This is a genomic window from Nocardioides sediminis, from assembly GCF_003047295.1.
GTDB classification, from domain to species: Bacteria; Actinomycetota; Actinomycetes; order Propionibacteriales; family Nocardioidaceae; genus Nocardioides; species Nocardioides sediminis.
The window spans coordinates 533,495-558,484 of the sequence record NZ_PZYZ01000002.1; the positions used below are offsets into that span (position 1 = coordinate 533,495).

The following is a 24,990-nucleotide window of genomic DNA, read 5'->3' on the forward strand; positions in this document are numbered from 1 at the left end:
ACGACCGCGGCGGGTCTCCCTAGACTCCGGGCATGAGTGCCAACAGCGTCGTACGCCTCGTCGACATCCGCGACGTCCCGCTGGACGTGTCGGAGGTCGTGGACTCCCTCGGCGACCACGCGGCCGGCGGGCTCACGCTGTTCGTCGGAAAGGTGCGCGACCACGACCGGCCCGCGCCGGGGGCGGGGGAGGAGCCCGCCGCGGACAAGCCGGTGACCAGCCTCGACTACAGCGCCCACCCGACCGCCCTCGCGCGCATGCGCGAGGTCTGCGAGCGGATCGCTGCGGAGCACGACGTTCACGGCGTCGCGGCCGTGCACCGGGTCGGCCACCTCGAGCTCGGCGACGTCGCGGTCGTGGTGGCGACGACGGCAAGCCACCGGGGCGAGGCGTTCGCGGCGTCCCAGGCCCTCATCGACACCCTCAAGTCCGAGGTGCCGATCTGGAAGCACCAGCGTTTCGCGGACGGTGACGAGGAGTGGGTCGGCCTACCCTGAGCGCGTGGAGATCCTGTGGTGGCTCGTCCCCCCCGTCGTCGTGACGGCTGGGGCGATGGTCTGGGTGTCCTGGCTCGGCCGTGAGGGCCGTGGCCAGGTCGACCGCGAGCAGCAGATCGAGCGGCTCACGCGTGCCATGGAGAAGGAGCTGCCGACGTCCCGGCACCCCCGCCCGGTGCGCACCCAGGACCGCAGCACCGGCATCGCCGTACGCCCCACCCGGGCGGGCGACGGGAGCGCCGATCGCCGACGGGCCTCGTGAGGCGGATCGCCCCGGGAGCCAGCGCGCGTGCGCTTGTGCCCGTTTGAGAGGGTGACGCCATGAGTCAGCGGACGATCGCGGCCCTCCTGGCCCTCCCGCTGCTGCTGGTCCTGCTGGTCCTGGTGGCGGTACGGCCGCTGCCCTACGTCACCTACAGCCCCGGCCCCACCGTCGACATCCTGTCCACCCGCGAGGGCGTGGAGACCGTGCAGGTCTCCGGGCACGAGGCCTACTACGACGACGGCGAGCTGCGGCTCACCACGATCTACGTCGACCAGCCCCAGGAGGAGGTCACCTTGGACCGCCTCGTCGCCGCCTGGCTCGACCCGACCGAGGCCGTCTACCCGCGCTCGGCGGTCTACGCCCCGGACGAGACCGACGAGACCAACGACACCGAGTCGGCCGTCGCGATGGTCTCCTCGCAGGACGCCGCGATCGCCAGCGCGCTGACCGAGCTGGGGTACGACGTGGAGCCGGTCGTGGAGGTCCTCAACGTGCAGGAGGACTACCCGGCCGACGGGCGCCTCAAGGTCCGCGACGTCCTGCAGGAGATCGGCGGCGCGGCGATCGAGACGCCCCAGGACGTGGTGGACGCGGTGGACGCGGCGCCGCTGGGCGAGCCGCTGGCGTTCACGGTGCTGCGGCGCGGCGAGCAGGTCGAGCTCGAGATCACGCCGGAGGAGGTCGACGGCGACAAGCGGATCGGCATCACGCCGGGCCCCGGGTTCACCTTCCCGTTCGACGTCAGCGTGGACGTCGGGGAGCGGATCGGCGGTCCCAGCGCCGGCCTGATGTTCTCGCTCGCGATCTACGACACCCTCACCCCGGGGTCGCTGACCGGCGGCGAGGTCGTCGCCGGCAGCGGCACCATCGACGCCGAGGGCCGCACCGGTCCCATCGGCGGCATCCAGCAGAAGATCGCCGGCGCCGAGGAGGCCGGGGCCCGGCTGTTCCTGCTGGCCCCCGACAACTGCGCCGAGGCCCGCGGCGTCGACACCGACGACATGCGCCTGGTGCGCGCCGACACGATGCACGACGCCGTGGAGGCGATCCAGGCCTGGGTCGAGGACCCGGACGCCACCCTCCCGAGCTGCGAGGAGCAGTCATGACCGAGACGTCCATCCCGCAGGACCCCGCGCTGGCCGCCGCCGTGCTGGAGATCGAGAACCACATCGCCGAGCTCGGCTGGGACCAGCCCGCCCGGCTCTACGCGCTGGTCGAGACGGCCCGCATCGTCGCCCAGGAGCCGGACCTGGCCGCCCAGATGGGCCTGGACGCGGCCTCGGCGGAGGGGTCGTTCACTCCCGTCGAGCAGGAGGCGCTGCCGCCCCAGCAGGCCCTCGAGGTCACCCTGGAGTCCATCGCGTGGCCCGGCGACGTGGCCGGCTGTGCCGCCGTCGTCGAGCGGCTCGTGCTGCCGCCCGAGGTCGACGCCGAGATCCCCGAGGACCCGGGCGAGGCCGAGCGGTTCGCCCGCGAGCACCCCCTGCGCCAGGAGGTGCGGATCGTGGCCGGCGCCACCCGTGCCGGCGCGACGTACTGCGCGCTCCGCCTGCGCGCCCACGACGACGACCAGTCGGTGGTCGACGGGACCGAGCTCGTGCCGGGCCTCCTCGACCTCCTCCGCAGCACCCTCGAGGGAGACGCCCAGTGAGCGGCATGTTCGACCAGCCGGACCAGCCCGAGCGGCCGCAGCAGGGGCCGCCGCAGCGCAGCGGTCGCTCGCGCGCGCTGATCATCACCGCCGGCGTGCTCGTCGCGCTGTTCATCGCGCTCACCGGCTTCTCCACCTTCTGGACCGAGCGGCTGTGGTTCCGGTCGGTGAACTACTCCGAGGTCTTCACCACACTGCTGTGGACCCGGGTCGGCCTGTTCCTGGTCTTCGGCGGCCTGATGGCGGGGGTGGTGGCCCTCAACATCGTGCTCGCCTACCGCTTCCGGCCGTTCTTCCTCAACGCCCCGGCCTCCGACGCCAGCCTCGAGCGCTATCGGGACGCGATCACGCCGATCATGGGCTGGCTGCTCGCCGGCGTCTCGCTGCTGATGGGCGCCTTCGCCGGTGCCTCCGCGTCCGGCCAGTGGCGCTCCTACTCGCTGTGGCGGCACTCCCAGCCCTTCGGGACCAGGGACCCCTACTTCGACCGGGACGCCGGGTTCTACGTCTTCGACCTCCCGTGGTGGCACTACGTCACCGACTTCGTCATGGCGCTGGCCGTGATCGGGCTGATGGCCGCTGCTGTCGTGCACTACCTCTACGGCGGGATCCGGCTGTCCGGCCCCGGCGGCGACCGGGTCTCCGGGGCGGCGCAGGTGCACCTGTCGGTGTTGCTGGGCGTGTTCGTGCTCGCCAAGGCGGCGGACTACTGGCTGGACCGCTTCGACCTGGTGACCGGTTCGGGCTCGCTGTTCACCGGCATGGGCTACACCGACGACCAGGCGGTGCTGCCGGCCAAGGAGATCCTGACCGGCATCGCGCTGATCTGCGCGGTGCTGTTCTTCCTCAACATCTGGCGCCGCACGTGGATGCTGCCCTCGTTGGGCATCGCGCTCTTCGCGCTCTCGGCGATCCTGCTCGGCCTCGTCGTCCCGGGGGTGGTCCAGCAGTTCCAGGTCAGCCCCAACGTGCCGGACAAGGAGGGCCCCTACATCGCGGAGAACATCGAGGCGACGCGGGCGGCGTACGACCTCGACGACATCGAGGTCACGCCCTACTCCAGCGAGCCCAACACCGACGGCGACCTCGACACCCTGGACGCCGCCACCTCCTCGGTGCCGCTGGTCGACCCCAAGGTCGTCAGCGCGACCTTCGAGCAGCAGCAGCAGGTGCGGGCCTACTACTCCGTCCCCGACGTGCTCGACGTGGACCGCTACGAGATCGAGGGCAAGGACCGGGCCGTGGTGGTCGGCGTCCGCGAGCTCGACCAGGCCGGCCTGGCCGAGGGGGACCGCACCTGGTCCAACCTGCACACCGTCTACACCCACGGCAACGGGGTCATCGCCGCCTTCGGCAACCAGCGCCCCGAGGACGACGAGCGCCAGTCCGCCAACGTCCAGTGGGCCGAGGGGCAGGAGACCGACGAGAGCTCGCTGACCGACCTCTCGCCGGACGGCTACGAGTCGCGGGTCTACTACGGCGAGAAGTCCCCGACGTACTCCATCGTCGGCAAGACCGCGAGCGGCTCCGACGTCGAGCTCGACCTGCCCAAGGGCGAGCGCGGCGACGAGAACCAGGTCACGACCTACGACGGCGAGGGAGGCGTGCCGGTCGGCAACCTCTTCGACAAGCTGCTCTACGCCGTGAAGTTCGGCGAGCCCAACCTGGTGCTGTCCGGGCGGGTCCACGAGAACAGCAAGATCCTCTACGACCGGCACCCGCGGACCATGGTGGAGAAGGTCGCGCCGTGGCTGACGGTCGACTCCGACCCCTACCCGGTGGTGGTGGACGGCCGCATCCAGTGGGTGCTCGACGGCTACACCGTCACCGACAAGTTCCCGCTCTCGCAGCGCGAGTCGCTCGAGGAGATGACCGACGACTCGCTGGCCGAGGACCTGGGCTTCCAGACGCTGCCGACCGACGAGATCAACTACATGCGCAACTCGGTCAAGGCGACCGTCGACGCCTACGACGGGACGGTGACGCTCTACGAGTGGGAGCCCGACCCGATCTCCCAGGCCTGGGGCGAGGTCTTCCCCGACATCCTGCAGCCGCGCGAGGAGATCCCCGACGAGCTCCTCGAGCACCTGCGCTACCCCGACGACCTGTTCAAGGTGCAGCGCTACCAGTTCGCCAAGTACCACGAGACCGACGCCAAGGAGTGGTACGACGCATCCACGCGCTGGGAGGTCCCGACCGACCCCGAGGCGGAGACCCGCCTGCAGCCGCCGTACCGCCTCTTCGTCGACGACACCTGGGCGCTCACCAGCGTCTACGTGCCGCGCGGCCGCGCCAACCTGGTGTCGTTCGTGTCGGTGAACAGCGACGCGACCTCGGAGGACTACGGCAAGATCTCGGTCCTCGAGCTGCCCAACGAGCGCACAGACGGACCCGGGCAGATCGCCAACGAGCTCAGCTCGGACGAGGACGTCCGCGAGGAGCTGCTGAGCTTCAGCCAGGGCGGCGTCACGCCGATCCCGGGCAACCTGCTCACCCTGCCCGTGGGCGATGGGCTGATGTACGTCCAGCCGCTGTACGCCCAGCGGTCGGGCACGGCCGAGTCGTCGTTCCCGATCCTGCGGTTCGTGCTGGTGTCCTACGGCGACGAGATCGGCATCGGTACGACGCTGCGCGAGGCCATCGCCGACGTCCTCGGCGTCTCTCCCGAGGAGCCGACCAGCGAGCCGCCGGTCGCCGAGACCCCGGACGAGGGGGAGCCCCCGACCGAGCCGGAGCCCTCGGGATCGATCAACGACCAGATCCGGTCCCTGCTCGCCGAGGCCGAGGACAAGTTCGAGGCCGCCGACCGGGCGCAGGCCAACGGCAACACCGTGGCCTGGGCGCGACTGATGGAGGAGGGGCGCGACCTGATCAGCGAGGCCTTCGCGCTGGCCGAGCAGCGGGACGGCTGACCCGATTTGGGTTCGCCGGGATCCATCGCGTAAGGTTCTGTTCACCGACGCGGGGTGGAGCAGCTCGGTAGCTCGCTGGGCTCATAACCCAGAGGTCGCAGGTTCAAATCCTGCCCCCGCTACGAAGAAAGTCCAGGTCAGCCCATGGTTGACCTGGACTTTCGCTTTGGGGGCGAGATGCGATCCCATCGTTTACCCATCGCATTGACAGGTGCGCAGCGCCGCCCAGCCGGGCCGCAGCGCCGTTGGTTCCGGTCGGTTCGGGCTCGCTCGGCAGCGGTCGCTCACCTACTCGACATGAGTGCGACGAAGCTGGGGCTCGAGCCCCTGATCGGGGTCGAGGAGCTCGCCGAGTACCTCGGCGTCCCCGTGCAGACCATCTATGACTGGCGGCTGTCCGGCCGGGCGCCGCGGGCCTACAAGTTCGGCAAGCACCTGCGGTTCGCGGCCAGCGACATCGCCGAGTGGCTCGAGGAGCGGCGCGAGCGTGGCTAGGCCACGCATCCCCATCGGCGGCTACGGGGAGATCTCCTCCATCCAGCGCGGCACGGGCAAGGTCGAGGCGCGCACCCGCTTCCGCGACTGGGACGGCCAGACCCGGCTCGTCCAGGCGACCGCCTCGTCGAGGCCGGCGGCCGAGGCGGCGTTGAAGAAGAAGCTCACGCAGCGCAACGCCTTCCAGCCGGTCGACACCACCTTGACGCCGGACAGCCCGTTCCCCGCGCTCGTCGACTACTGGCTCGCCGATCTCGACCTGGAGAACAGGATCGCGCCGGCGACCCGGTTCAACTATGAGCGCGACATGCGCCGGCTGGTGCTGCCAGCGTTCCAGGGCTTCACCCTGCGTGAGATCGGGGTCGCCCGCTGCGACGCCTTGCTGAAGCAGCTCGGCAACAGCTCGTACTCGTCCGCCAAGCGCGCCCGGACCGTGCTGCGGCAGTCGTTCGCGCTGGCGGTCCGGCACGAGGTCCTGCCGCGCAATCCCATCGACAACGTCTCCCGGCTGCACAAGCCCAAGCGCACGCCGACCGCACTGACCGCGGCCGAGGTCAACGCCATCCGGGCGGTGATCAAGGCCTGGGAGTTGACGCGCGGCGTCTCGGGCCCGAACCCCGACGGCCAGCTCCGCCAGATCGTCGAGGTGATGCTCGGGACCTCGGCCCGGATCGGGGAGGTTCTCGCCATCCGCCGCCGCGACCTGGACCTGACGACGACACCCGCCAGGGTGAGGATCTGCGGCACGGTGATCTCCGAGCGTGGGAAGGGGACCTACCGCCAGCAGCACCCCAAGACCGACCGGTCGAACCGGGTGATCGCGCTGCCGAGCTTCACGGCCGAGGCACTCCGCCGGCGGATGGCGGTCATGCGCGACCACTCCCTGGATGCCTTGGTGTTCTGCAGCCGCGAGGGCACGCCGCTGACCACGGCCAACGTCCGCCGCCAGCTCCGCAAGGTCCTAGGCGACGCCGGCATCGAGGGCGTCACGCCGCACATGTTCCGCAGGACCGTGGCGACGGTCGTGAACGAGCATGCCAGTCTCAACCTCGCGGCTGAGCTCCTGGGCCACACCGACCCGAAGGTAACGATCGAGCACTACATCCGGCGGAACGAGCAGGTGAACCCGCTGACCGCCGAGCTGCTCGACCAGGCGTTCGCCCGCGAAGCCGATGGGAGCGAGACACCTTGACGGGGCGTAGCAAAGGGTCACGGTTCCGCTCCACTTCTGCGATGGCCGCCAAGGCGCCATTACGCGACGAGTGGGGGGCGTCGAGCGCTACGCAGCACTGTTTCGTCATTGCTCGGCAGGCCACCGAGATGGGCATCGGCAAGCACCCGCTCGAGACGCGGTCGACCATCTGGCGGAGTAATGCAAACTCCGCTGAAGTGCGTCATTACGCGTCGACGTATAGCGTTCGTGTCTGGTTCCGGGTAGGCGACGGGACCACACGCTTCTCGAGCCTTCGGTACTCTGGGCAGGTGAGGACCCCAAAGCGCAGGCGGCAACTGCCACGCAAGCCTGCCCTTGGCGTTCCTCCCGAACACCTGGAACGCTGCGCGCTGGCCGTGACCTATGTCGGCTCGCCAGAGCACAAGTCGATGCCGTCATTCGCAGGCCCACCGAAGTTGCGTTCTGATGCGAGTCGATGCCCAACTGACCTCAAGAATGCCGCCGAAATCACGGACTGGCTGGCGACGGCGATCAGGGCGGGCCTGGTCAGCGATGACCCAGGACCCGACGGGTTTCCCAAGTACGTGTGGACCTTTAAGCGGGGCACCTGGTTCGAAGGGCGCCTCGTCAACGCGGCGCAGGGAACCTACAAGGGCTATCCGTTGGCAGAGGATGAGGTCACCCGGGGGCTGCGCGCCCGCGAGGACGATTTGCGCGAATCCGGGGACTCGCGATGACCCTGCGCTTCAAATGGGAGTGGGAGCCCGAGCCTGACGTGCGCCTCCCGGAACTGGCTGCCACGTGGTCTCGGCTCAGCATCGATCTCGGCGACACGCCCGTGACTTTGGTGGAACGGCGCGACGGTTCGGGCGGGCCGCGTCATGGCCTCGATGCCCCGGTCTATCCACTGGCGGAGTTCTTGGCGATCAACTGGTGGCGGCTCAGCGCGGCGTCGCACCTACCTGCGGACCGTGGGATCCGATTCACAGAGGCCGGCGCAGGATTTGCCTGGCCGGACCTGACCCTGCGCAGCGACCGTGGGCTTGTGTGGGCAACCCTGCGCCAACGTGACAAGGCGCCGGAGCACGTCCGATTCCTGACTCAGGCGGAGACTGTCCTCGAAGCTGACGCTGTGCTTACCGCCGTTGCAGACCTGGTCGACGGCACGGTTCGGCGCCTCGACGATCGAGGCATCACCGGCACACTGCTCCAGGAGGAGTGGGCGGCAATTCAAGGTGCAGACCGGGATGAGCGGGACTACTGCCTGGTGGCGGCTGCATGGGGACAGGATCCCTATGACACGCCGCCCGATATTGAGCGCCTGTTGATTGAGGCGGGCGGAGAGATCGGCGATGCAACGCTCCTCGGGGAACTCGCTCGAGCGGTTCCGCGCGAAAGACTCGCCGAGTCCACGGCCTGGCTCCAGGAAGCAGCCCGCTCGCTCGATCCGCACGCGATTCGACTCCCCGCCCTAGGCTCGCTCGACTGGTCCTCGACGGCAGGCGTCGCACCTTGGAGGATCGGCTACGAACGCGCACGTAGGCTTAGGACCCTTCTCGATCTGCCTCCATCCGAGCCTGCACCGATCGAGAACCTGTTGACGGTCCGCCAAACACAGTCGCTCGCACCCCACAACGTCGACGGGTTGATTAGCTCAGAGGGATCGGCGTCCTTGGCCGTCGTAGTTGGCGCCACTGCGAGCGCAAACGCCAAGCGCTTCGCTGCAGCTCGAGCGATCGGTCGTCACACGCTCGCCCCTGCGCAGCCACGGTCCTTGCTCACTCGCTCGGCTCAGTACACCGAGCGAGCTGAGCGTGCCTTTGCCGCCGAGCTTCTAGCTCCGGCCGAAGGCGTCGCAGAGATTCTCGCCGGAGACTTTTCCGACGAGGCGCTCCAGCGAGCAGCGGAGTACTTCCACGTGAACACGGTCTTGGTTCAGCACCAAGTCGAGAACCAGATCGCCGCCTGACACGAACGATGAAGCGTTTCGTCTGCGAAGCCATACGACGAGTCGGATCGCCGGGGTGCGCGGTGTGCTGATCTCCGTCCCGATGACACCGCGGAGTCGACCAGCCGGCAGGGGAGGCAATGACGCGATACGTCATCGAGGTTCGCCGGTACGCGGATCAGCGGGAGTACGGCGCCGGCTAGCGAGGTCACCTAACCATTCTCCACGTCCGCGAGCCTCATCACCCTGGACCTCTCGTCACTCCGCCCCACCCGCTCATCCGTGCCTTCAACCCCGTCGCTTCTGCTCGTCTCCGCTCCCAGCTCATGCTCCGTAGCCCTGCTCCACGTCGCTGTTTCGCTGTTACGCCTCTGGCAGATCGGGGTGGGTGCCGGGTCACGCGGCTCGGATCAGCCGACCGTCACCGGGTCGCCGTGGTACTCCTCCCACCATCCAGTCAGCACCTCGTGGCTCTCGGTGATGGCAGCCTTGAAGCCATTCAGCTTCTTCGTGCTCAGACCTTTCGGCGGTTCGTCGAGGTACTCCCCGTTGTCCAGCCGGAGTCGCAACTTGGCGCCTGGATGCGATCTCAGCTCGATGTGTACGTGCGGTGGCGGGTGGTCGTTGGGATAGACACGCAGCGTGATGCCACCTTCTAGTGAGATTCCCGCCGCTGTCAGGCTGAGGACGAATCCGTGTTCGTCGAACGCGATTGGCGATTCCATGTCCTCGCCGAAGGCGTAGACGGCGATGTTGTGCAAACGCGTAAACACGTGCTCTGGCGTCAGATGACCGGCCTCGGCCGCTGCGTCCCACTCGCGACGGCTCATGATCATGATCGGGACGTCGCGCTCTTGATGCCAATAGGGGTTTCCCGGGTGCTTGCTCATCGACACAAGCCTATGGCGGCGTCGGCCCCGGTCGCGCCTGCACACCTCCTCCTACGAGGAGGTGTGCAAGATGGTGGTGTCGCTGCGCAAGATGTCCACCGTCCACGGCTACAAGTACCTGCTCAAGACGGTCGTCGTGGGCGATGGGGAGCGCGACCTGTCGACCCCGCTCACGCGCTACTACGCGGAGACCGGCACTCCGCCGGGGCGGTGGATGGGTTCCGGAGTCGCTTACCTCGGACTCAAGGAAGGCAGCGAGGTCACCCAAGCGCAGCTGGAACTGCTCATCGGACACGGCCGCCACCCAGTCACCGGCGAACAACTCGGTCGGGCCTACCCGGTCTATGAGACCACCAGGCAGAAGGCGGTGGCCGGCTTCGACTTCTCGTTCTCGATCCCGAAGTCGGCCAGCGTCCTGTGGGGCGTCGCCGATGCTGGCACGCAGGCGATCATCGCCAACGCCCACCACGACGCGATGAAGGACGTCCTCGACTTCATGGAGCGAGAGCTCGCCGCCACCCGCATGGGCGTCGGCACGACGGACGGCGCCGCTGCGCAGGTCGAGACAACGGGCTTCATCGCGACTGCCTACGACCACTGGGACTCCCGTGCCGGCGACCCGCACCTGCACACGCACGTCGTCATCAGCAACAAGACGCTCACGGTGCTCGACCGCAAGTGGCGCTCGCTGGACAGTCGCGCCATGTACGGGTGGGCGGTGGCAGTGTCCGAACTGCACCAGGCCGTCTTCGCCGATCACCTCACGCGTGCGCTCGGCGTGGACTGGGAGCCGAGGTCCCGAGGCCGCGATCGGAACCCCGAGTGGGTCATCACCGGAGTCCCGCAATCGCTGGCGAAGCTGTTCTCCAGCCGCGCAGCTGCGATCGACGCCGCCGCCGACGACCTGATCCAGCACTACGTCGACACGCACGGCCGCCGCCCCAGCCGTGCCGTGGTGCACAAGATCCGCAACCAGGCCAGCCTCGTGACCCGCCCGCCGAAGCAGATGCGGTCCCTCGCCGAGCTCACTGACACCTGGCGTCGTAAGGCTTCGGCGCATCTGGGGCAGGACGCCACCTCCTGGGCGATCAGCCTCGCTGACAGCCGGCCGCCGCGGTTGCTTCGGGCCGATGACGTGCCTCTCGACGTCGTCGAAGCCGTGGCATCGTCCGTCCTCGCGCAGGTCGAGGAGAAGCGGTCGACCTGGCGCCGCGTCAACCTGTACGCCGAAGCAGCGCGCCAGACGATGTCGTGGCGCTTCGCTTCGACGACCGACCGTGAGGCGATCACCGGGATGGTCGTTGACGCCGCGGACGCACAGTCACTACGTCTGACTCCGCCCGAAATCGCGAAGGTCCCGTCGATCTTCACCCGGAGTGACGGCACGAGCGTCTTCCGGCCGAAACACTCGATCGTCTTCTCGTCCGAGCATCTGCTCGCTGCCGAAGATCGCCTCCTTGAGCTGTCCGACCGAAGAACCGGTCCGACCGTAGACGTCGGGATCGTCGATCGCCTCGTTGCCCGGCCGGTGAGGGGACAGCGCCTAAGCCGCGAACAGGCGGAGGCGATTGCCACCGTCGCGACGAGTGCCCGGTGCCTCGATCTGCTGGTCGGCCCCGCTGGCGCCGGCAAGACGACCGCGATGCGCGCGCTCAGGCAGGCGTGGACCGAGCAACACGGCCGCGCGAGCGTCGTCGGGCTGGCTCCGAGTGCCGCAGCCGCGCAAGTGCTTGGGGACGACCTGGGGATCGTCTGCGAGAACACGGCCAAGTGGCTGTTCGAGTACGATCGCGGCGCTGCATCCTTCAGCAAGGATCAGCTGGTCATCGTCGACGAGGCGTCCCTTGCGGGAACGCTCACGCTGGACCGCATCGGCGCGCATGCGGCTCGCGCTGGCGCCAAGGTCCTGCTTGTCGGCGACTGGGCGCAGCTGAGTGCCGTGGAAGCCGGTGGCGCGTTCGCCATGCTCGCGTCTGCCCGCAACGACGTCGCGCAGCTCCTTGAGATCCACCGCTTCGTCCACGAGTGGGAGAAGGCCGCGTCCCTCGACCTTCGCCACGGACGCCCGGAGGCCATTGAGGCGTACGTCGTGAACGACCGCGTGAACTCCGGTCCGAGCGAGGAGGCGCGGAGAGGCGCCTATGACGCCTGGGTGGCGGACATCGCCGCCGGTGGCTCCAGCGTCCTCATCGCCGAGGGCGTTGAGACCGTCAGCGAGTTGAACCTTCGCGCCCGCGCGGAGCGCATGGCTCGCGGCGATACAGATGCCGGCCGGGAGGTCGCGCTCGGATCCGGAGGCAGTGCGTCGGCGGGGGACCTGGTGATCACCCGCCGCAACGACCGTCGCCTCCGCACACTGAGGAGCGGTTGGGTGCGCAACGGCGACCGGTGGAGGGTGAGTGACGTGCGAGGCGATGGCTCGCTCGTCGTACGTCGTGCAGACCGGAGGTCCGGCGGCGCTGTGGTGCTCCCTGCGTCGTACGTCGCCGAGCACGTCGACCTCGGGTACGCCGTCACCGCGCATCGGGCGCAGGGCCTGACCGTCGACACAGCCCACGTCGTTGTCGGCGAGAGCACGACGCGTGAGAACCTCTACGTCGCCATGACGCGTGGCAGGGAATCCAACATTGCGTACGTCGAACTGGACCGCCCAGACGAGGGCCACGCCGGCGGCCTTGACCAGCCAACCGCTCGCGAGGTCCTGCTCAAGGTGCTGGCGAACGTGGGCGCCGAGGCGTCCGCGCACCAGACCATCACGAGCGAGCAGGAGACGTGGTGCTCGATCGCACAGCTCGCTGCTGAGTACGAGACCATCGCCGCATCCGCCCAGCACGATCGATGGGTCCAATTGGTCCGCGCCTCCGGCTTATCCGCGGACCAGGCGGCGGAAGCGATCGGCTCCGAGGGCTTCGGTCCGCTCACCGCCGAACTGCGACGGGCGGAGGCCAATGGTCACTCTGTCGAGACCCTGCTTCCCGCGGCCGTGACGCGCCACGGGCTCGACGACGCCTCCGACATTGCGTCAGTCCTTCGCCACCGCGTGAGTCTCATGACCCGCTCTCCGGCGGGTCGCCGTGCTCCGCGTCCCCGCCTGATCGTTGGTCTGATCCCGGAGGCGCTCGGTCCTATGGCCGACGACATGCGGCGCGCCCTGGACGACCGCCGCGACCTCATGAAGCAGCGGGCTCGGTCCCTTGCCGCAGGGGCCGTCGATGCCAGGGCCGCGTGGGTACGGAGGGTGGGTGAGCCGCCCATCGATCGACACGATCGGGCGCGCTGGGATGATGCGCTCGCCACGGTCGCCGCTTTTCGGGATCGCTACGGCATCCAGGGTTCGTTGCCTCTTGGCGACAAGCCCGCAACGGATTGCCAGCGCCTTGACCACGCACGAGCGCTGGCCGCGCTCCGTCGAGTCGAGCTGCTGAGCACAGGAATCACGCGAACGGATACCGCCACGACGTTGTCGTTGTGAGTGGCTCCTTGCATCCTGAGGATCAACGCCGCAGCCGTCCCGAGCGCCGAACGCGCGGATCGTCACTCCATTCGCGGCTGCTTGGCGGCCGCCTTCTTCGCAATCCGCCGCACGGGCGCCGTTGGACCCGAGCCAGCTGCGCCACTCATGGACGGCGTCACGCCGAGAACGGCAGCCGCGAACTCCAACCAGGCCTTCGCATCGGCTCCATTGAGGTCGTCGGTCCAGATCAACGTGCCATTAGCCCCGCCACCGTCGTTGAATGGCAGGACTTGGTTGTCGGCATACCACTCCTTCTTCAACTCCCATTTGCGGGCGTAATCGGGCAGATCGAGCATGCCCGCGTGTTCCCAGTAGATCGTTCTGCCGTCAGGGGCAGCGATGGTGAAGTCGGGGTGCACAGTTCGTCCATCTGCACCGGTCAGTGGTTCTTCGTACTGCCAACGTCCAGGGACGAGCTGATCGAGGAGGCCGGCGATGATCACCTCGTTCTTGGAGGCCATCGAAACCCCGTTTGCCGACACGTGAAGCAGCTTTCGGTCATACCGTCGTGCCTCGCCTCGGATGTTCAGCGCAATTGGCTGCGGCGGAACAAAGAGGTCCGTCAGCCGTCGTGCGGTCTCAGATCGCCACGGCTGGGCGAGCTCACGCAGATCGGCGAGGGTCCCTTCATGGAGGATGACGACCCTGTCCTTCTGTCTCGTCAGCGCGGTGTACATGAGCTCGCGTGACACGTTTGCGCGGGCCGGCAGGATGAGGAACGTTGTGCCGAACTCGGAACCCTGGGACTTGTGAACCGTGACGGCCCAGGCGAGTTCGAGCAGTGCGTCGTCGGAGTCAGATGGCCAGTAGGAGTACTGGAATCCCGGCTGGGAGGAGAACTCGACGTTCAGCTGCAGCGCGTTCTTCGGCCGCTTTGACGCGGGGGTGACGTATCCGATCGCCACCCCGATCTCGCCGTTCGCCACGTAGTGAAGGGCGTCCTGCTTCGGCCAGGCACGGAGATGCCTGTTGATCGTCTGCATCACCTTGTCGCCGCGAACGATGAGCTCAGGACCGATTGGCTTCGGGATGTTCCCTTTGGGCGTGTTGCGCTGAGCCCACCGAGTGTCGCTGACACGAAAGGTTCGCTTGATGTGGCGGTTGAGTTCGCCCGTGCCGAAGGAGCGCGAACGAGTCGGTGACAGGATCTGCCAGTCCTCAGCGTGCTTGCCAGCCCCAATCTGCCAGTTCAGGTAGGGGCCACTGACTACTGCCCCGTACGACGTGGCAAACGCTCGCAGCGGATCTTCAGCGTTCTCGAGGTCGAGGTGATCGTTCAACTCGTGGGTGAGGGCCTCCACCGCTGATCGGTTCTCCCATGGAACGTACTTGACGGTGGGCAGATCCGGATTGTTGGCGAGATCTGCCCAGATAGCCTCATCGCCTGCGCCACGGGTGTTGTCGCCGAACCAGGCCGCAAGTTCTAGGTCATGACGCGCGCCGTGGCTCCCGTCAGGCAGCTGCCTGCGCGGGATTTGGAGTTCTACGTAGCCGGGTGCCACCCGAATCCAGTCAGCGAAGGTCTCCGGCCTCAGTTTGTTGACAAGGTCGACGAACGGGCGCCCCGGGCCGATGGGCGGTAGTTGCCTGGGATCGCCGACAAGGATGAGGCGCTTGACGCCCGAGAACGAGTCGAGGGTCGCGGCAAGCATCTCCTCCGTGAGCATGGAGGCCTCATCGATGACGACCAGGGAGTAGTTGCCGCGGGGCTGCTGATCGCCCCAAACCACGTAACGTCCGGTGTCCGGGGCGTACCGCTCGGTCGGGATGAGATGAGAGGCCAGCGTCTTGGCAGGCAGTCCGACCTTGGTTTCGAGTTGGACCTTTGCTTTGCCAGTCGGTGCGAGAAGCAGCACATTGCCGGCCGCAACGCCGGGGTATTCGACGAGTGCTCGCAACAGGGTCGTCTTGCCGGTGCCAGCAGGGCCGATCAGCAGAGACAGCGGTGAGTCGTGCAGGGACGAGAGGCCCGCCGACTTCTCGGCCCGCGCGCGTTCCTCCAGTTGGTCCACGCTCTCTACCACGACTGCCTGGTTCCGATCCAGTGCCCGGTCGAGGACCTCGCGGGCGTCTGCCACCTCGCCGAAGCGCTTCCGAGATTCCTGCGTCGCGATCCACTCGCGAATCGCTTGGGAGGTCGCCTCGAACCGGGTGAGCTTGAAGGCAGGAGTTCCGTCCGACAGCGCTCGACTCGTCAGGGGGGACCAGTCCTCCCAAGCCGCGACTCCGTCCTGATCCAGGTCGAGGCCGGTCAGGATGGTACGGGAGATGTTCGGTGGCTGCGCCAGAGGCACAGCGTTGGCGAGTTCGATTGCCTCGCCCTCGGGAACCAACGTGTCGCCGTCGATTCCCTGGCGTTCGAGGACGTCGGTGAGGAGCGCCTCGATGCGACGACGGTCGATGTGCTCACCGAGCGTGACCTCATCCGGGATCGACGGCTTCCAGGTTACGTAGTCCGGCGGGAAGAGTGCCCGGTCAATCGTGGTGAAGGGGATGTGGTCGACCATCCCGTAGGTGCAGGTGCTGGCGTAGTAGGGGTTGTCGAGGAGCTCCTCTGGCGCCAGTTCCACCTCGGTCGCCCCGTCGAGAAGGATCTGGACCTGCGCAGGGGTGACGTCGAACCCAGACAGCAGCCGCAGCACCGCTTGTCTCGCCGGAGGCACCTTGCTCCACACCCGTGCCTGCAGCGCTCCGATGTGGGCACCCACCTCGGCGGGAGCGGACGAGGGATCGGCGAAAGTGCGTAGCAGCAAGTTCCATGGGTCCGTGTCCTCAGGACACTCGCCAAGAACGGCCCGAGCCGCGACGTACGGCTGCTGTACGCCGAGCACCTTCAACACGCCCGGGAGGCCGGGAACCGGTCCGCGAAGCTGCCAAAGTCGCTCGATCTCAGCGCCGACCCAGTCGACACCCGCGTCTGGCATATCGACCCCGAGTTCGCGCATAGCCTCGGCGGCCGAATGCAGCGAGCTGAGCGCCTCGATCGCGGCGTCATCTGAGAGGTGTTCGGTCACGTAGGAGAACTCAGCCGTGCGCCCCTCAGGGGCCCATGCCAGGCCCGCGCTTACGTCGACGCCTTCATCCAGGAGGGGTACCAATTCTTGGTACGGCAGTAGGAGGCCCTCGTTCATGTCGGGGCGTAGGGAGTGCTCGACGATGGTTTCCCACATCGACGAGCTGAACGGCGGATTGCCCGACTGGTTCCACATCGGCGGCGGAGTGACCCGTGAGACGCGGGCGGCTCCCACAATGAGTCGATCGGTTCGCTCCTCCTGGAGCGGAGAGTGCTTGAGGTAGATGAATACCAGTGATTGCCCGGGAGCCACCGCTTCGAAGAACGCATCGAGAATGGCGCGCTGGTTGTCGCCATTCATCACCCATGGAGGGTCATAGCGCAGTGCGGTGTCGGCGGCGTCCTCCGCGGCCTGGTTGAAGCGAGGCACGCGCTCGTGCCCGATCTCCTGCGCGAGAGACTCGCGATTCAGCCAGCGGAAGGGCACCGCCTCGAAGGCGTAGCCCGGAAGAGACACGGCCGTGTCATGTAGGTGCCCCTTCAGCGCGGGGTTGTGGGCATAGGGGTGGTGCTTCATCACCGTGTATCCCAGCGGGGACATGAATGTAGCGCGCTCGCTCAGGCACGGAAGGCGGTCGTGATCGAGGACGTCGATCGCGACGTCGGCGCTTTCGACCTCGTACGCGTCGTCGCGCTTCGTCCCAATGTTGGCCAGCAGCGTGCAAGACGAGTTCCCGAGCGGATCGTGACACACGAACTGATCCCATGGGCGGTCACGCCACGGGACGCGCATTGACAAGTGCTGGATGCCGGCCATCGTCAGGAACTCTCCGTTGTGTGGACACCGCGACTCTCCCAGGAGCCGAATGTGGTGCCGTCCTCAGTCACCCAGGAGATCCGACCGTTGCAGGAGCGCCCTTGCGCGACCGCGCCCGCCGTCGACGGCGAGCCGAACACGATGTCCTTCGCCACTTGGCCGACGCCGTTCGCAACGACGATGGAGCCGTCTGCGATCAGTTTGAGATGCTGAGCTCGATAGGACTCATACGCTTTGATGGTGCTGTCGGCCTTCCCGACGCCGTGCCAGTCGGCGACGACTGTGGATCCGGCCAGCATCGTGAACTCCCCATCGATCTGCTGAGCGGTGGCGACCACCCCGAGCTTCTTGTTCGCGAGGTGGAAAACTGGCGACACCAACTGCTCCTGCCGTGCCGCTGGCACTGCCACGGTCTCGCGGCCGCGGATCGCGTCGACGCCGAGGACCGGCAAGACGATCTGCAGCTGGTCGATGAAGTAGTCCATGTCGGAGGCATGGGCCTCTGGAAGCGCCTGTGGCGGCGGTGTCGTTCCGTTATCCAGCGCGACACGGCCCGCCTGGAGTGCGAGCCCGATCAGTCGGGACTCCAGGTACCTACCGTGTGCCTTCGTCAGATTCGCGTCCTTTGAGGTGATGACGACGGCCCTGCGCCAGAACTCCTTGTTCGTGTCGTGGTAGCGAAGGCGAGCCTTGAAGTCGTCTGTCTCTCCGATGTAGCAGCGGGTGCCGCCTTGCTCGTCTGGTCCGAGGAGCAGGTACACGCAGGTGCCGGCCAGTTCGGCGCGGCGCACGAGTACGCTCATCTCGGACCGCGGCGCACTGACGACCTGGCCCGTCCAGTTGAGGATCTCGGCGGTCGTCAGGCCGCCAGGGGTGCCGTCGACGAGGAAGAGCTCGATGTGCTTGCCGCTCACCAGAAGATGATCGCAGGCGGTGCCGAGTCATCCCGGTGTTCCGTGAGAAATCATCGGGCCCAGATGGAAGACTGCGCCGAGTGAGTGTGGCGAGCAAAGAGGCCGAGCGGGCAGAGCTTCATAAGACGATCTGGCGGATCGCCAACGACATGCGTGGCAGCGTGGACGGCTGGGACTTCAAGGCCTACGTCCTCGGCATGCTCTTCTACCGGTTCATCTCCGAGAACCTGACCGCGTACCTCAATGACGCGGAGCGCAAGGCCGGCCACGCGGACTTCGACTACCGCTACCTGAGCAACACCGACGCTGAGCAGGCGCGGGCTGAGGTCGTCAACGAGAAGGGGTTCTTTATCTTGCCCCAAGACCTGTTCGCCAACGTTCGCGAGCGGGCTCGAAACGACGAGAACCTCAACGAGACCCTCTCTCGGGTCTTCACCAACATCGAGGCATCCGCGGTGGGCGCCGACTCCGAGGACGACATCAAGGGGCTGTTCGCCGATGTCGACGTCAACAGCGCCAAGCTGGGCCCGACCGTCGCGAAGCGCAACGAGAAGCTCGTGAAGCTCCTCGACGCGATTGGCGAGCTCAGCTTCGGCAACGGCGGCTTCACGCACAACACGATCGACGCGTTCGGTGACGCCTACGAGTACCTAATGGGCATGTACGCCGCTAACGCCGGCAAGTCCGGCGGCGAGTACTACACGCCCCAGGAGGTCTCCGAGCTGCTCGCGCGCATCACCGTGGTCGGCAAGACCGAAGTCAACAAGGTCTACGACCCCGCCTGCGGCTCCGGCTCGCTCCTGCTGAAGTTCAACAAGGTCCTGCCCGGTGGCGTCCGTAAGGGCTTCTTCGGCCAGGAGATCAACCTGACCACCTTCAACCTGTGCCGGATCAACATGTTCTTGCACGACATCAACTACGAGAAGTTCGACATCGCACACGGCGACACCCTCATCGACCCGGCACACTGGGACGACGAGCCGTTCGAGGCGATCGTGTCCAACCCGCCCTACTCCACCAGGTGGGAGGGCGACGCGAACCCGCTGCTGATCAACGACGAACGGTACGCCCCGGCTGGCGTGCTCGCGCCGAAGTCGAAGGCGGACCTCGCCTTCACCATGCACATGCTGCACTGGCTTGCCGTCGACGGGACCGCGGCGATCGTCGAGTTCCCCGGGGTGCTGTATCGCGGAGGTGCCGAGGCGAAGATCCGCAAGTACCTGGTTGACAACAACTATGTCGACACCGTCATCCAGCTTCCGCCCGACCTTTTCTTCGGTACGACGATCGCGACCTGCATCATCGTGCTCAAGAAGTCGAAGGCCGACAACAAGGTCCTGTTCATCGACGCCTCGGCGGAGTTCACCAGACAGGGAAACAAGAACAAGCTCGCAGCAGACCATCAGGAGAAGATTCTCGAGGCATTCACGGCGCGGAAGGACGTCGCCCATTTCGCGACCTTGGTCGACCACGAAGCCATCGCGGAGAACGGCTACAACATCGCGGTCAGTTCCTACGTTGAAGCCCAGGACACCCGAGTCGCGACCGATATCAAGTCGCTCAACGCCGAAATCGCTCGGATCGTCGAGCGACAGGCTGCATTGCGCGGAGAGATCGACGCCATCGTGGCCGAGTTGGAGAGGGGTGCGCATGCGCCTCTCTGAGGTCTTGTCCAAGGCGCCTGCCGCCGAAGACGTTCAAGTCGAAGGATTCCTCGGCACCCGCCGCATCCCTTGGGGCCAGCACCGGTCGATCGAGGTGGGCAAGGTCGCTCTTAACTTCAACTGCAAGACATGTGGTGATGCACGCACCTTCATGTCGGGCGAGAAGCTCTCCTGCCTGGTGGTCGGCGAGCGAGTGGTGAGCATTGATGCCTGCCTCAAGTGCCCCCTGTGTGGCACCGCCGTTGAAGCCTGGTTCCTGGTGGTCTCGCGGGAGAGCTTGTATGACCAGGCGCCGGTGGTCAGGTTGGAGCGCTACGTCGAAAATCGGCGAGGCGTCGCCACCCGACTGGGTATCGGCGCCGGCAGCTTCGACGACCTACTCGAGCGCGCAGAACTCGCCTACGAACAGGGCCTTGGTGCGGGCGCGATGGTGTACCTGCGCAAGATCTTCGAGACTCTGACCTACCAGGTCGCGGAGATTGCGGGTATCGAAACGACCGGTCGACGAGGGGGATCGAAACCGTTTCGGCCCCTACTCGAAGAAGTAGATCGGAAGCACAACATCATCCCAAGTGCATTCTCTCGTGATGGATACAAGTTGTTCACCGAACTCAGCGGTGTGGTTCACGGAGATTCGAGCGAAGAGGTCGCCTTGGACAAGTATCCGCACTGTCGCCGTCTCGTCATCGGTGTCATCAACAAGGTGGTCGAAGATACTGAAATGAAGACCGCAATAGACGCACTCGGATGGGACCTCAACAATCTGGATTTGCTAGACGGCGGGGAGAGGGCGTCATGAGCCGCCTCGACGACCTCATCGCGGAGCTTTGCCCTGCGGGCATCCCGCGCAAGGCGCTCGCGGAGGTCGGCGAGTTCGTGCGGGGAGGGGGCCTTCAGAAGAAGGACTTCGTCGAGCAGGGCTTCCCTTGCATCCACTACGGTCAGATCTACACCTTCTATGGCACGTCGACGACGACTACCAAATCATTCGTCAGCCCGGACCTAGCCGCCACACTGAAGAAGGCGGAGCCAGGCGACCTCGTCATCACGACCACGAGCGAGAACATCGCGGACGTGTGCACTGCCGTGGCTTGGCTGGGTGACGAACCGATCGCCATCGGCGGTCACTCATGCGTCTACCGACACACACTCGACCCGATGTACGTTGCCTACTACTTCCAGACCGAGGAGTTCGAGCTCCAGAAGCGGAAGTTCGTCACCGGCACCAAAGTCAAAGACATCAAGATCGCGGACATCGGACGCATCCAAATTCCCGTGCCGCCACTGGCGATTCAGCGCGAGATCGCGTCGATCCTCGATAGAATGGAGAGCCTAAAAGCCGAGCTTGAAACCGAGCTTGAAACCGAGCTTGAATGCCGCTCCCGCCAGTATGCGTTTTATCGCGACCACCTCATGGGTGGCCGCGAAGGGGTGGAGGTCCGGTGGGTTCCGATGGGTGAGGTTGGCGAGTTCACCCGTGGCCGTCGGTTCACGAAGAAGGACATCGTCGAGGATGGTGTGCCCTGCATCAACTTCGGCGAGATTTACACCCGCTATGGGGTCTTTGCGCACGAGGTCTATTCGCACGTCAGGTCCGACTTGGCGTCGTCGCTGCGCTTCGCTTGCAAGGGCGACGTCGTGCTGACCGGTGTAAGTGAAACGGTAGAGGACATCTGCAAGGCGGTGGCATGGCTGGGCGATGAGGATGTTGCTGTCCATGACGATTGCTTCGTCTACCGCCACACGATGAACCCGAAGTACGTGTCGTACTACCTCCAGACCCAGATGTTCCACGCAGAGAAGGCGAAGCACGTGGCTCGCGCCAAGGTGAAGCGGATCTCCAGCGAAAGTCTCGCCAAACTGACGATCCCGGTGCCTCCGCGCGCTGAGCAGGAGCGGATCGTCGGGATCCTGGACAAGTTCGATGCCCTCGTGAACGACCTGTCCGTCGGCCTGCCAGCAGAGATCGCGGCTCGACGGAAACAGTACGAGCACTACCGCGACAAGTTGCTGACCTTCGAGGAAGCGGCATGACACAGGCGCCCGACTCCTCACTGCGCTACGAACCGATCGCGGTCTCCGACGAGTCGACGGTGGTCGCAGCGTACGTGCCCGACCCGACGAGCGGGCAGGGTTACCAGTCGGAGGCAGCTCTGGAGGAGGAGTTCATCGCACAGTTGCAAGCCCAAGCCTACGAGCGCCTCACGATCACTTCGTCCGCCGACCTTGAGGCTAACCTCCGCCGGCAGCTCGAGCTCCTCAACGACGTCACGTTCAGCGACGCCGAGTGGAGATGGTTCTTCGCCAATCGAGTCGCGTCGAAGAACGAGGGCATCGTCGAGAGGACTGCGCGCATCCAGGAGGACCCGATCCAGGTCTTGCCCCGCGATGACGGCACGTCCAAGAACATCAAGCTGATCGACAAGTCGAACATCCACAACAACCGGCTCCAGGTGATCAACCAGTACGAGTCGGTGGGCGAGGGCGGCGGTGTCGAGCGGCAGCACCGCTACGACGTGACGATCCTGGTCAACGGCCTGCCGCTGGTGCACGTCGAGCTGAAGCGCCGCGGGGTACCGCTGAAGGAAGCGTTTAACCAGATCAACCGCTACCAGCGGGAGTCGTTCTGGTCGGACGCCGGGCTCTTCGAGTACGTCCAGCTCTTCGTGATCTCCAACGGCACGCACACCAAGTACTACGCCAACACCACCCGTGCCCGGCGGATCGCGGAGTCCGAGGGCGGCCGTCGCGGTAGGAAGCAGACGTCGAACACCTTCGAGTTCACCTCGTGGTGGACTGATGCCAGCAACAAGCGCATCGGGGACCTGACCGCGTTCACGAAGACGTTCTTCGCCAAGCACACGCTGCTCAACGTGCTGACGAAGTACTGCGTCTTCGACGTGTCCCGGACCCTGCTGGTCATGCGGCCCTACCAGATCGAGGCGGCCGAGCGGATCTTGCAGCGGGTAGTCAGCTCGACCAACATGAAGCAGCTCGGAACGACCGCGGCCGGCGGTTACATCTGGCACACCACCGGCTCGGGTAAGACGCTGACGTCGTTCAAGACAGCGCAGCTCGCGTCGCGGATGGAGGGGGTCGACAAGGTCCTGTTCGTGGTCGATCGTAAGGACCTCGACTACCAGACGATGCTGGAGTACAACCGATTCGAGAAGGACTCGGTCAATGGCTCCAGGTCAACGGCTGAGCTCAAGCGGCAGCTGCAGAACCCGAACTCACGAATCATCGTCACCACGATTCAGAAGCTCGCCCGGTTCATCGAGCAGAACCGAGGGCACGAGATCACCAGCGGACACGTCGTGCTGATCTTCGACGAGTGCCACCGCAGCCAGTTCGGCGGCATGGGCTCGGCAATCCGCAAGGCGTTCAAGCGCTACCACCTGTTCGGCTTCACCGGGACGCCGATCTTCCCCGAGAACGCAACGGGCGCCAAGCTCGACACCACCGAGGCCGTCTTCGGCGACCGGCTGCACACCTACACGATCGTCGACGCCATCAACGACGGGAACGTGCTGCCCTTCCGGGTGTCCTACCAGAACACGGTCAAGGTCGCCGAGCACGTCAGCGACAAGGACGTCGAGGCGATCAACACCGAAGAGGTGATGCTCGCGCCCGAGCGGATCCGCCAGGTGGTCACCTACGTACTCGACCACTTCGACACCAAGACCATGCGGGGCCAGGGTTACAACCTCGGCGACAAGCGGGTCCGCGGCTTCAACTCCATGTTCGCCACCGCCTCGATCCCGGCACTCAAGGCCTACTACCTGGAGTTCGAGAAGCAGCAGGCGGCACGCCAGGCCACGGATCCCTCGTACCAGCCACTGAAGATCGCCACGATCTTCAGCTACAACGCGAACGAGGAGATCGAAGAGGGAGGCATCCTCGGCGACGAGGGCTTCGACACCGACGCGCTCGACGGATCCTCGCGCGACTTCCTCGAAATGGCGATCGCCGACTACAACGCGACCTTCGGGACGTCATACGACACGTCGTCGGCGAAGTTCGAGAACTACTACAAGGACCTCGCGCGCAGGCTCAAGGACCGCGACGTCGACCTCGTCCTCGTCGTCAACATGTTCCTGACCGGGTTCGACGCGACCACGCTCAATACCCTGTGGGTCGACAAGAACCTCAAGTCCCACGGGCTCATCCAGGCATTCAGCCGCACGAACCGGATCCTGAACTCGGTCAAGGCCTACGGCAACATCGTCTGCTTCCGGAACCTCGAGTCGGCAGTCGACGACGCGCTCGCCCTCTTCGGCAACAGCGAAGCCCGCGGCGTCGTGTTGCTCAAGCCTTACGCCGACTACCGTAGTGCGTACGAGAAGGTCGTCGGCGAGCTAGTGGAGGCCACGCCGCCGGGGGTGGAGCCGTTCGGCGAGGCCGCCGAGAAGCGCTTCGTGGTGCTGTTTGGCGAGATCCTCAAACTGCGCAACGTCCTCACCTCCTTCGACGAGTTCGCCGAAGACGATGCCCTCTCGCCTCGTGACCTGCAGAACTACACGAGCATCTACAACGCCCTGTGGGAGAAGCACCGCAAGAGCGAGAAGAAGGAGAAGGAGTCGATCCTCGACGACGTCGTCTTCGAGATCGAGCTCGTCAAGCAGGTCGAGGTCAACATCGACTACATCCTCATGCTCGTCATGAAGTGGCGCGAGGCCAAGGCCGCCGGCACCGAGCGTGTGAGCGACGTGACCGAGATCCTGGACGCCGTCGATGCGAGCCCGACCCTGCGCAACAAGCGCGACCTGATCGTGGCGTTCGTCGACTCGCAGTCGGTCAGCGACGACGTGGGTGACGACTGGCGCGAGTTCATCAGCTCGCGCCGTGACGCCGAGCTGGATGTACTCATCTCTGAGGAGACGCTCAAGCCTGACGAGACCCGTGCCTTCGTCGCTGGCGCGTTTCGTGACGGCGCCGTGCCGACGACCGGGACTGCGATCACGAAGATCCTCCCGCCGGCCTCGCGCTTCTCGAAGGACAACGACCACTCGGCTAAGAAGCAGCGGGTCCTCGGCAAGCTCGTGGAGTTCTTCGAGCGGTATGTCGGCCTGCTGTGACCGGCGAAGGCTCGTCCACAGGTGTGGCTCGCCCGTTCTGTCCCCACAGCTGAACCGGGAGGCACGCTGCTGGCGGCAGCGGCGATCCAGGCTCGCGTCGTGCGCCCCACCTACACGGTCGTCCTCGCCGAGGCGCGCTCATGTCGCGCCGGCCTCGC

18 protein-coding genes and 1 tRNA gene are annotated in these 24,990 nt (G+C 66.1%); 15 read left to right on the top strand and 4 right to left on the bottom strand.

The window, feature by feature from the left end; genetic code table 11:
- Positions 1-32 precede the first annotated feature (32 nt).
- The 7 genes from DAI17_RS07360 to DAI17_RS07390 all read left to right on the top strand — a co-directional run bounded on the left by DAI17_RS07360 (position 33) and on the right by DAI17_RS07390 (position 5,820).
- A complete protein-coding gene (locus DAI17_RS07360; protein WP_107772232.1) occupies positions 33-497 on the top strand; it encodes a molybdenum cofactor biosynthesis protein MoaE in 465 nt (154 codons plus the stop codon).
- 4 nt (positions 498-501) lie between these two features.
- Complete coding sequence (locus DAI17_RS07365; RefSeq protein ID WP_234412339.1) at positions 502-759, top strand: hypothetical protein; 258 nt, start codon at positions 502-504, stop codon at positions 757-759.
- Positions 760-818: 59 nt separating this feature from the next.
- Positions 819-1,868 (top strand): YlbL family protein, encoded by a 1,050-nt coding sequence (locus tag DAI17_RS07370; RefSeq protein WP_107772233.1) that lies wholly within the window; start codon positions 819-821, stop codon positions 1,866-1,868.
- The gene (locus DAI17_RS07375; protein WP_199904982.1) at positions 1,865-2,413 is read left to right on the top strand and encodes a PPA1309 family protein; all 549 of its coding nucleotides are present in this window, start codon (positions 1,865-1,867) and stop codon (positions 2,411-2,413) included. Before DAI17_RS07370 ends, DAI17_RS07375 begins: the two co-directional genes overlap by 4 nt.
- A 5-nt stretch (positions 2,414-2,418) precedes the next feature.
- Positions 2,419-5,325 (top strand): UPF0182 family membrane protein, encoded by a 2,907-nt coding sequence (locus tag DAI17_RS07380; RefSeq protein WP_234412347.1) that lies wholly within the window; start codon positions 2,419-2,421, stop codon positions 5,323-5,325.
- Positions 5,326-5,373: 48 nt separating this feature from the next.
- Positions 5,374-5,447 (top strand) — tRNA-Met (locus tag DAI17_RS07385).
- Positions 5,448-5,622: 175 nt separating this feature from the next.
- Entirely contained in the window at positions 5,623-5,820 is a 198-nt protein-coding gene (locus tag DAI17_RS07390; protein WP_107772235.1) for a helix-turn-helix transcriptional regulator, read from the top strand.
- Between the two features lie 21 nt (positions 5,821-5,841).
- Here the strand turns inward: DAI17_RS07390 and DAI17_RS21230 are convergent, their stop codons facing one another.
- Positions 5,842-5,988: a hypothetical protein gene (locus DAI17_RS21230; protein ID WP_199904983.1), complete on the bottom strand. Its 147-nt coding sequence runs from the start codon at positions 5,986-5,988 to the stop codon at positions 5,842-5,844.
- Here DAI17_RS21230 and DAI17_RS07395 point away from each other — a divergent pair.
- From DAI17_RS07395 to DAI17_RS07400, 3 genes are read left to right on the top strand one after another with little or no spacing between them, the layout of a single operon-like run.
- Complete coding sequence (locus DAI17_RS07395) at positions 5,972-7,012, top strand: tyrosine-type recombinase/integrase (RefSeq protein WP_199904984.1); 1,041 nt, start codon at positions 5,972-5,974, stop codon at positions 7,010-7,012. The two genes, DAI17_RS21230 and DAI17_RS07395, sit on opposite strands and share 17 nt — an antisense overlap.
- A gap of 41 nt (positions 7,013-7,053) precedes the next feature.
- Positions 7,054-7,731 (top strand): hypothetical protein, encoded by a 678-nt coding sequence (locus tag DAI17_RS20915; RefSeq protein ID WP_159081403.1) that lies wholly within the window; start codon positions 7,054-7,056, stop codon positions 7,729-7,731.
- A complete protein-coding gene (locus tag DAI17_RS07400) occupies positions 7,728-8,963 on the top strand; it encodes an ImmA/IrrE family metallo-endopeptidase (protein WP_107772237.1) in 1,236 nt (411 codons plus the stop codon). The genes DAI17_RS20915 and DAI17_RS07400 overlap by 4 nt, the downstream gene beginning before the upstream one ends.
- 389 nt (positions 8,964-9,352) lie before the next feature.
- Here DAI17_RS07400 and DAI17_RS07405 read toward each other — a convergent pair whose 3' ends face one another.
- Positions 9,353-9,832: a DUF4160 domain-containing protein gene (locus tag DAI17_RS07405; protein ID WP_159081404.1), complete on the bottom strand. Its 480-nt coding sequence runs from the start codon at positions 9,830-9,832 to the stop codon at positions 9,353-9,355.
- A 70-nt stretch (positions 9,833-9,902) separates the two neighbouring features.
- Here DAI17_RS07405 and mobF point away from each other — a divergent pair, with 70 nt between their 5' ends.
- Complete coding sequence (mobF, locus tag DAI17_RS07410; RefSeq protein WP_199904985.1) at positions 9,903-13,304, top strand: MobF family relaxase; 3,402 nt, start codon at positions 9,903-9,905, stop codon at positions 13,302-13,304.
- Positions 13,305-13,366: 62 nt separating this feature from the next.
- Here mobF and DAI17_RS07415 read toward each other — a convergent pair whose 3' ends face one another.
- Both DAI17_RS07415 and DAI17_RS07420 read right to left on the bottom strand, forming a co-directional pair.
- Positions 13,367-17,176 carry an AAA family ATPase gene (locus tag DAI17_RS07415; RefSeq protein ID WP_107772239.1) on the bottom strand — a complete coding sequence of 1,270 codons (3,810 nt, stop codon included), beginning with the start codon at positions 17,174-17,176 and terminating at the stop codon, positions 13,367-13,369.
- Between the two features lie 2 nt (positions 17,177-17,178).
- A complete protein-coding gene (locus tag DAI17_RS07420) occupies positions 17,179-18,090 on the bottom strand; it encodes a GIY-YIG nuclease family protein (protein ID WP_107772240.1) in 912 nt (303 codons plus the stop codon).
- 149 nt (positions 18,091-18,239) lie between these two features.
- Between DAI17_RS07420 and DAI17_RS07425 the strand changes: the two genes are divergently transcribed.
- Genes DAI17_RS07425 through DAI17_RS07440 form a run of 4 tightly spaced genes read left to right on the top strand, consistent with a single transcriptional unit; the run spans position 18,240 to position 24,832 of the window.
- Entirely contained in the window at positions 18,240-19,754 is a 1,515-nt protein-coding gene (locus tag DAI17_RS07425) for a type I restriction-modification system subunit M (RefSeq protein WP_407669705.1), read from the top strand.
- Entirely contained in the window at positions 19,741-20,553 is an 813-nt protein-coding gene (locus tag DAI17_RS07430; RefSeq protein ID WP_159081405.1) for a hypothetical protein, read from the top strand. The genes DAI17_RS07425 and DAI17_RS07430 overlap by 14 nt, the downstream gene beginning before the upstream one ends.
- On the top strand, positions 20,550-21,788 hold the full coding sequence (locus tag DAI17_RS07435) for a restriction endonuclease subunit S (protein WP_107772243.1): 1,239 nt from the start codon (positions 20,550-20,552) through the stop codon (positions 21,786-21,788). Before DAI17_RS07430 ends, DAI17_RS07435 begins: the two co-directional genes overlap by 4 nt.
- Entirely contained in the window at positions 21,785-24,832 is a 3,048-nt protein-coding gene (locus tag DAI17_RS07440; protein WP_107772244.1) for a type I restriction endonuclease subunit R, read from the top strand. Before DAI17_RS07435 ends, DAI17_RS07440 begins: the two co-directional genes overlap by 4 nt.
- The last annotated feature ends 158 nt before the right edge of the window (positions 24,833-24,990 follow it).

Excerpts from the sequence above, each read along its gene's own strand:
- DAI17_RS07360 (WP_107772232.1), top strand. The coding sequence starts at position 33 with ATGAGTGCCAACAGCGTCGTACGCCTCGTCGACATCCGCGACGTCCCG.
- DAI17_RS07370 (WP_107772233.1), top strand. The coding sequence starts at position 819 with ATGAGTCAGCGGACGATCGCGGCCCTCCTGGCCCTCCCGCTGCTGCTG.
- DAI17_RS07375 (WP_199904982.1), top strand. The coding sequence starts at position 1,865 with ATGACCGAGACGTCCATCCCGCAGGACCCCGCGCTGGCCGCCGCCGTG.
- DAI17_RS07380 (WP_234412347.1), top strand. The coding sequence starts at position 2,419 with ATGTTCGACCAGCCGGACCAGCCCGAGCGGCCGCAGCAGGGGCCGCCG.
- DAI17_RS07390 (WP_107772235.1), top strand. The coding sequence starts at position 5,623 with ATGAGTGCGACGAAGCTGGGGCTCGAGCCCCTGATCGGGGTCGAGGAG.
- DAI17_RS20915 (WP_159081403.1), top strand. The coding sequence starts at position 7,054 with ATGGCCGCCAAGGCGCCATTACGCGACGAGTGGGGGGCGTCGAGCGCT.
- DAI17_RS07400 (WP_107772237.1), top strand. The coding sequence starts at position 7,728 with ATGACCCTGCGCTTCAAATGGGAGTGGGAGCCCGAGCCTGACGTGCGC.
- DAI17_RS07405 (WP_159081404.1), bottom strand. The coding sequence starts at position 9,832 with ATGAGCAAGCACCCGGGAAACCCCTATTGGCATCAAGAGCGCGACGTC.
- mobF (WP_199904985.1), top strand. The coding sequence starts at position 9,903 with ATGGTGGTGTCGCTGCGCAAGATGTCCACCGTCCACGGCTACAAGTAC.
- DAI17_RS07415 (WP_107772239.1), bottom strand. The coding sequence starts at position 17,176 with ATGGCCGGCATCCAGCACTTGTCAATGCGCGTCCCGTGGCGTGACCGC.
- DAI17_RS07425 (WP_407669705.1), top strand. The coding sequence starts at position 18,240 with ATGCGTGGCAGCGTGGACGGCTGGGACTTCAAGGCCTACGTCCTCGGC.
- DAI17_RS07430 (WP_159081405.1), top strand. The coding sequence starts at position 19,741 with ATGCGCCTCTCTGAGGTCTTGTCCAAGGCGCCTGCCGCCGAAGACGTT.
- DAI17_RS07435 (WP_107772243.1), top strand. The coding sequence starts at position 20,550 with ATGAGCCGCCTCGACGACCTCATCGCGGAGCTTTGCCCTGCGGGCATC.
- DAI17_RS07440 (WP_107772244.1), top strand. The coding sequence starts at position 21,785 with ATGACACAGGCGCCCGACTCCTCACTGCGCTACGAACCGATCGCGGTC.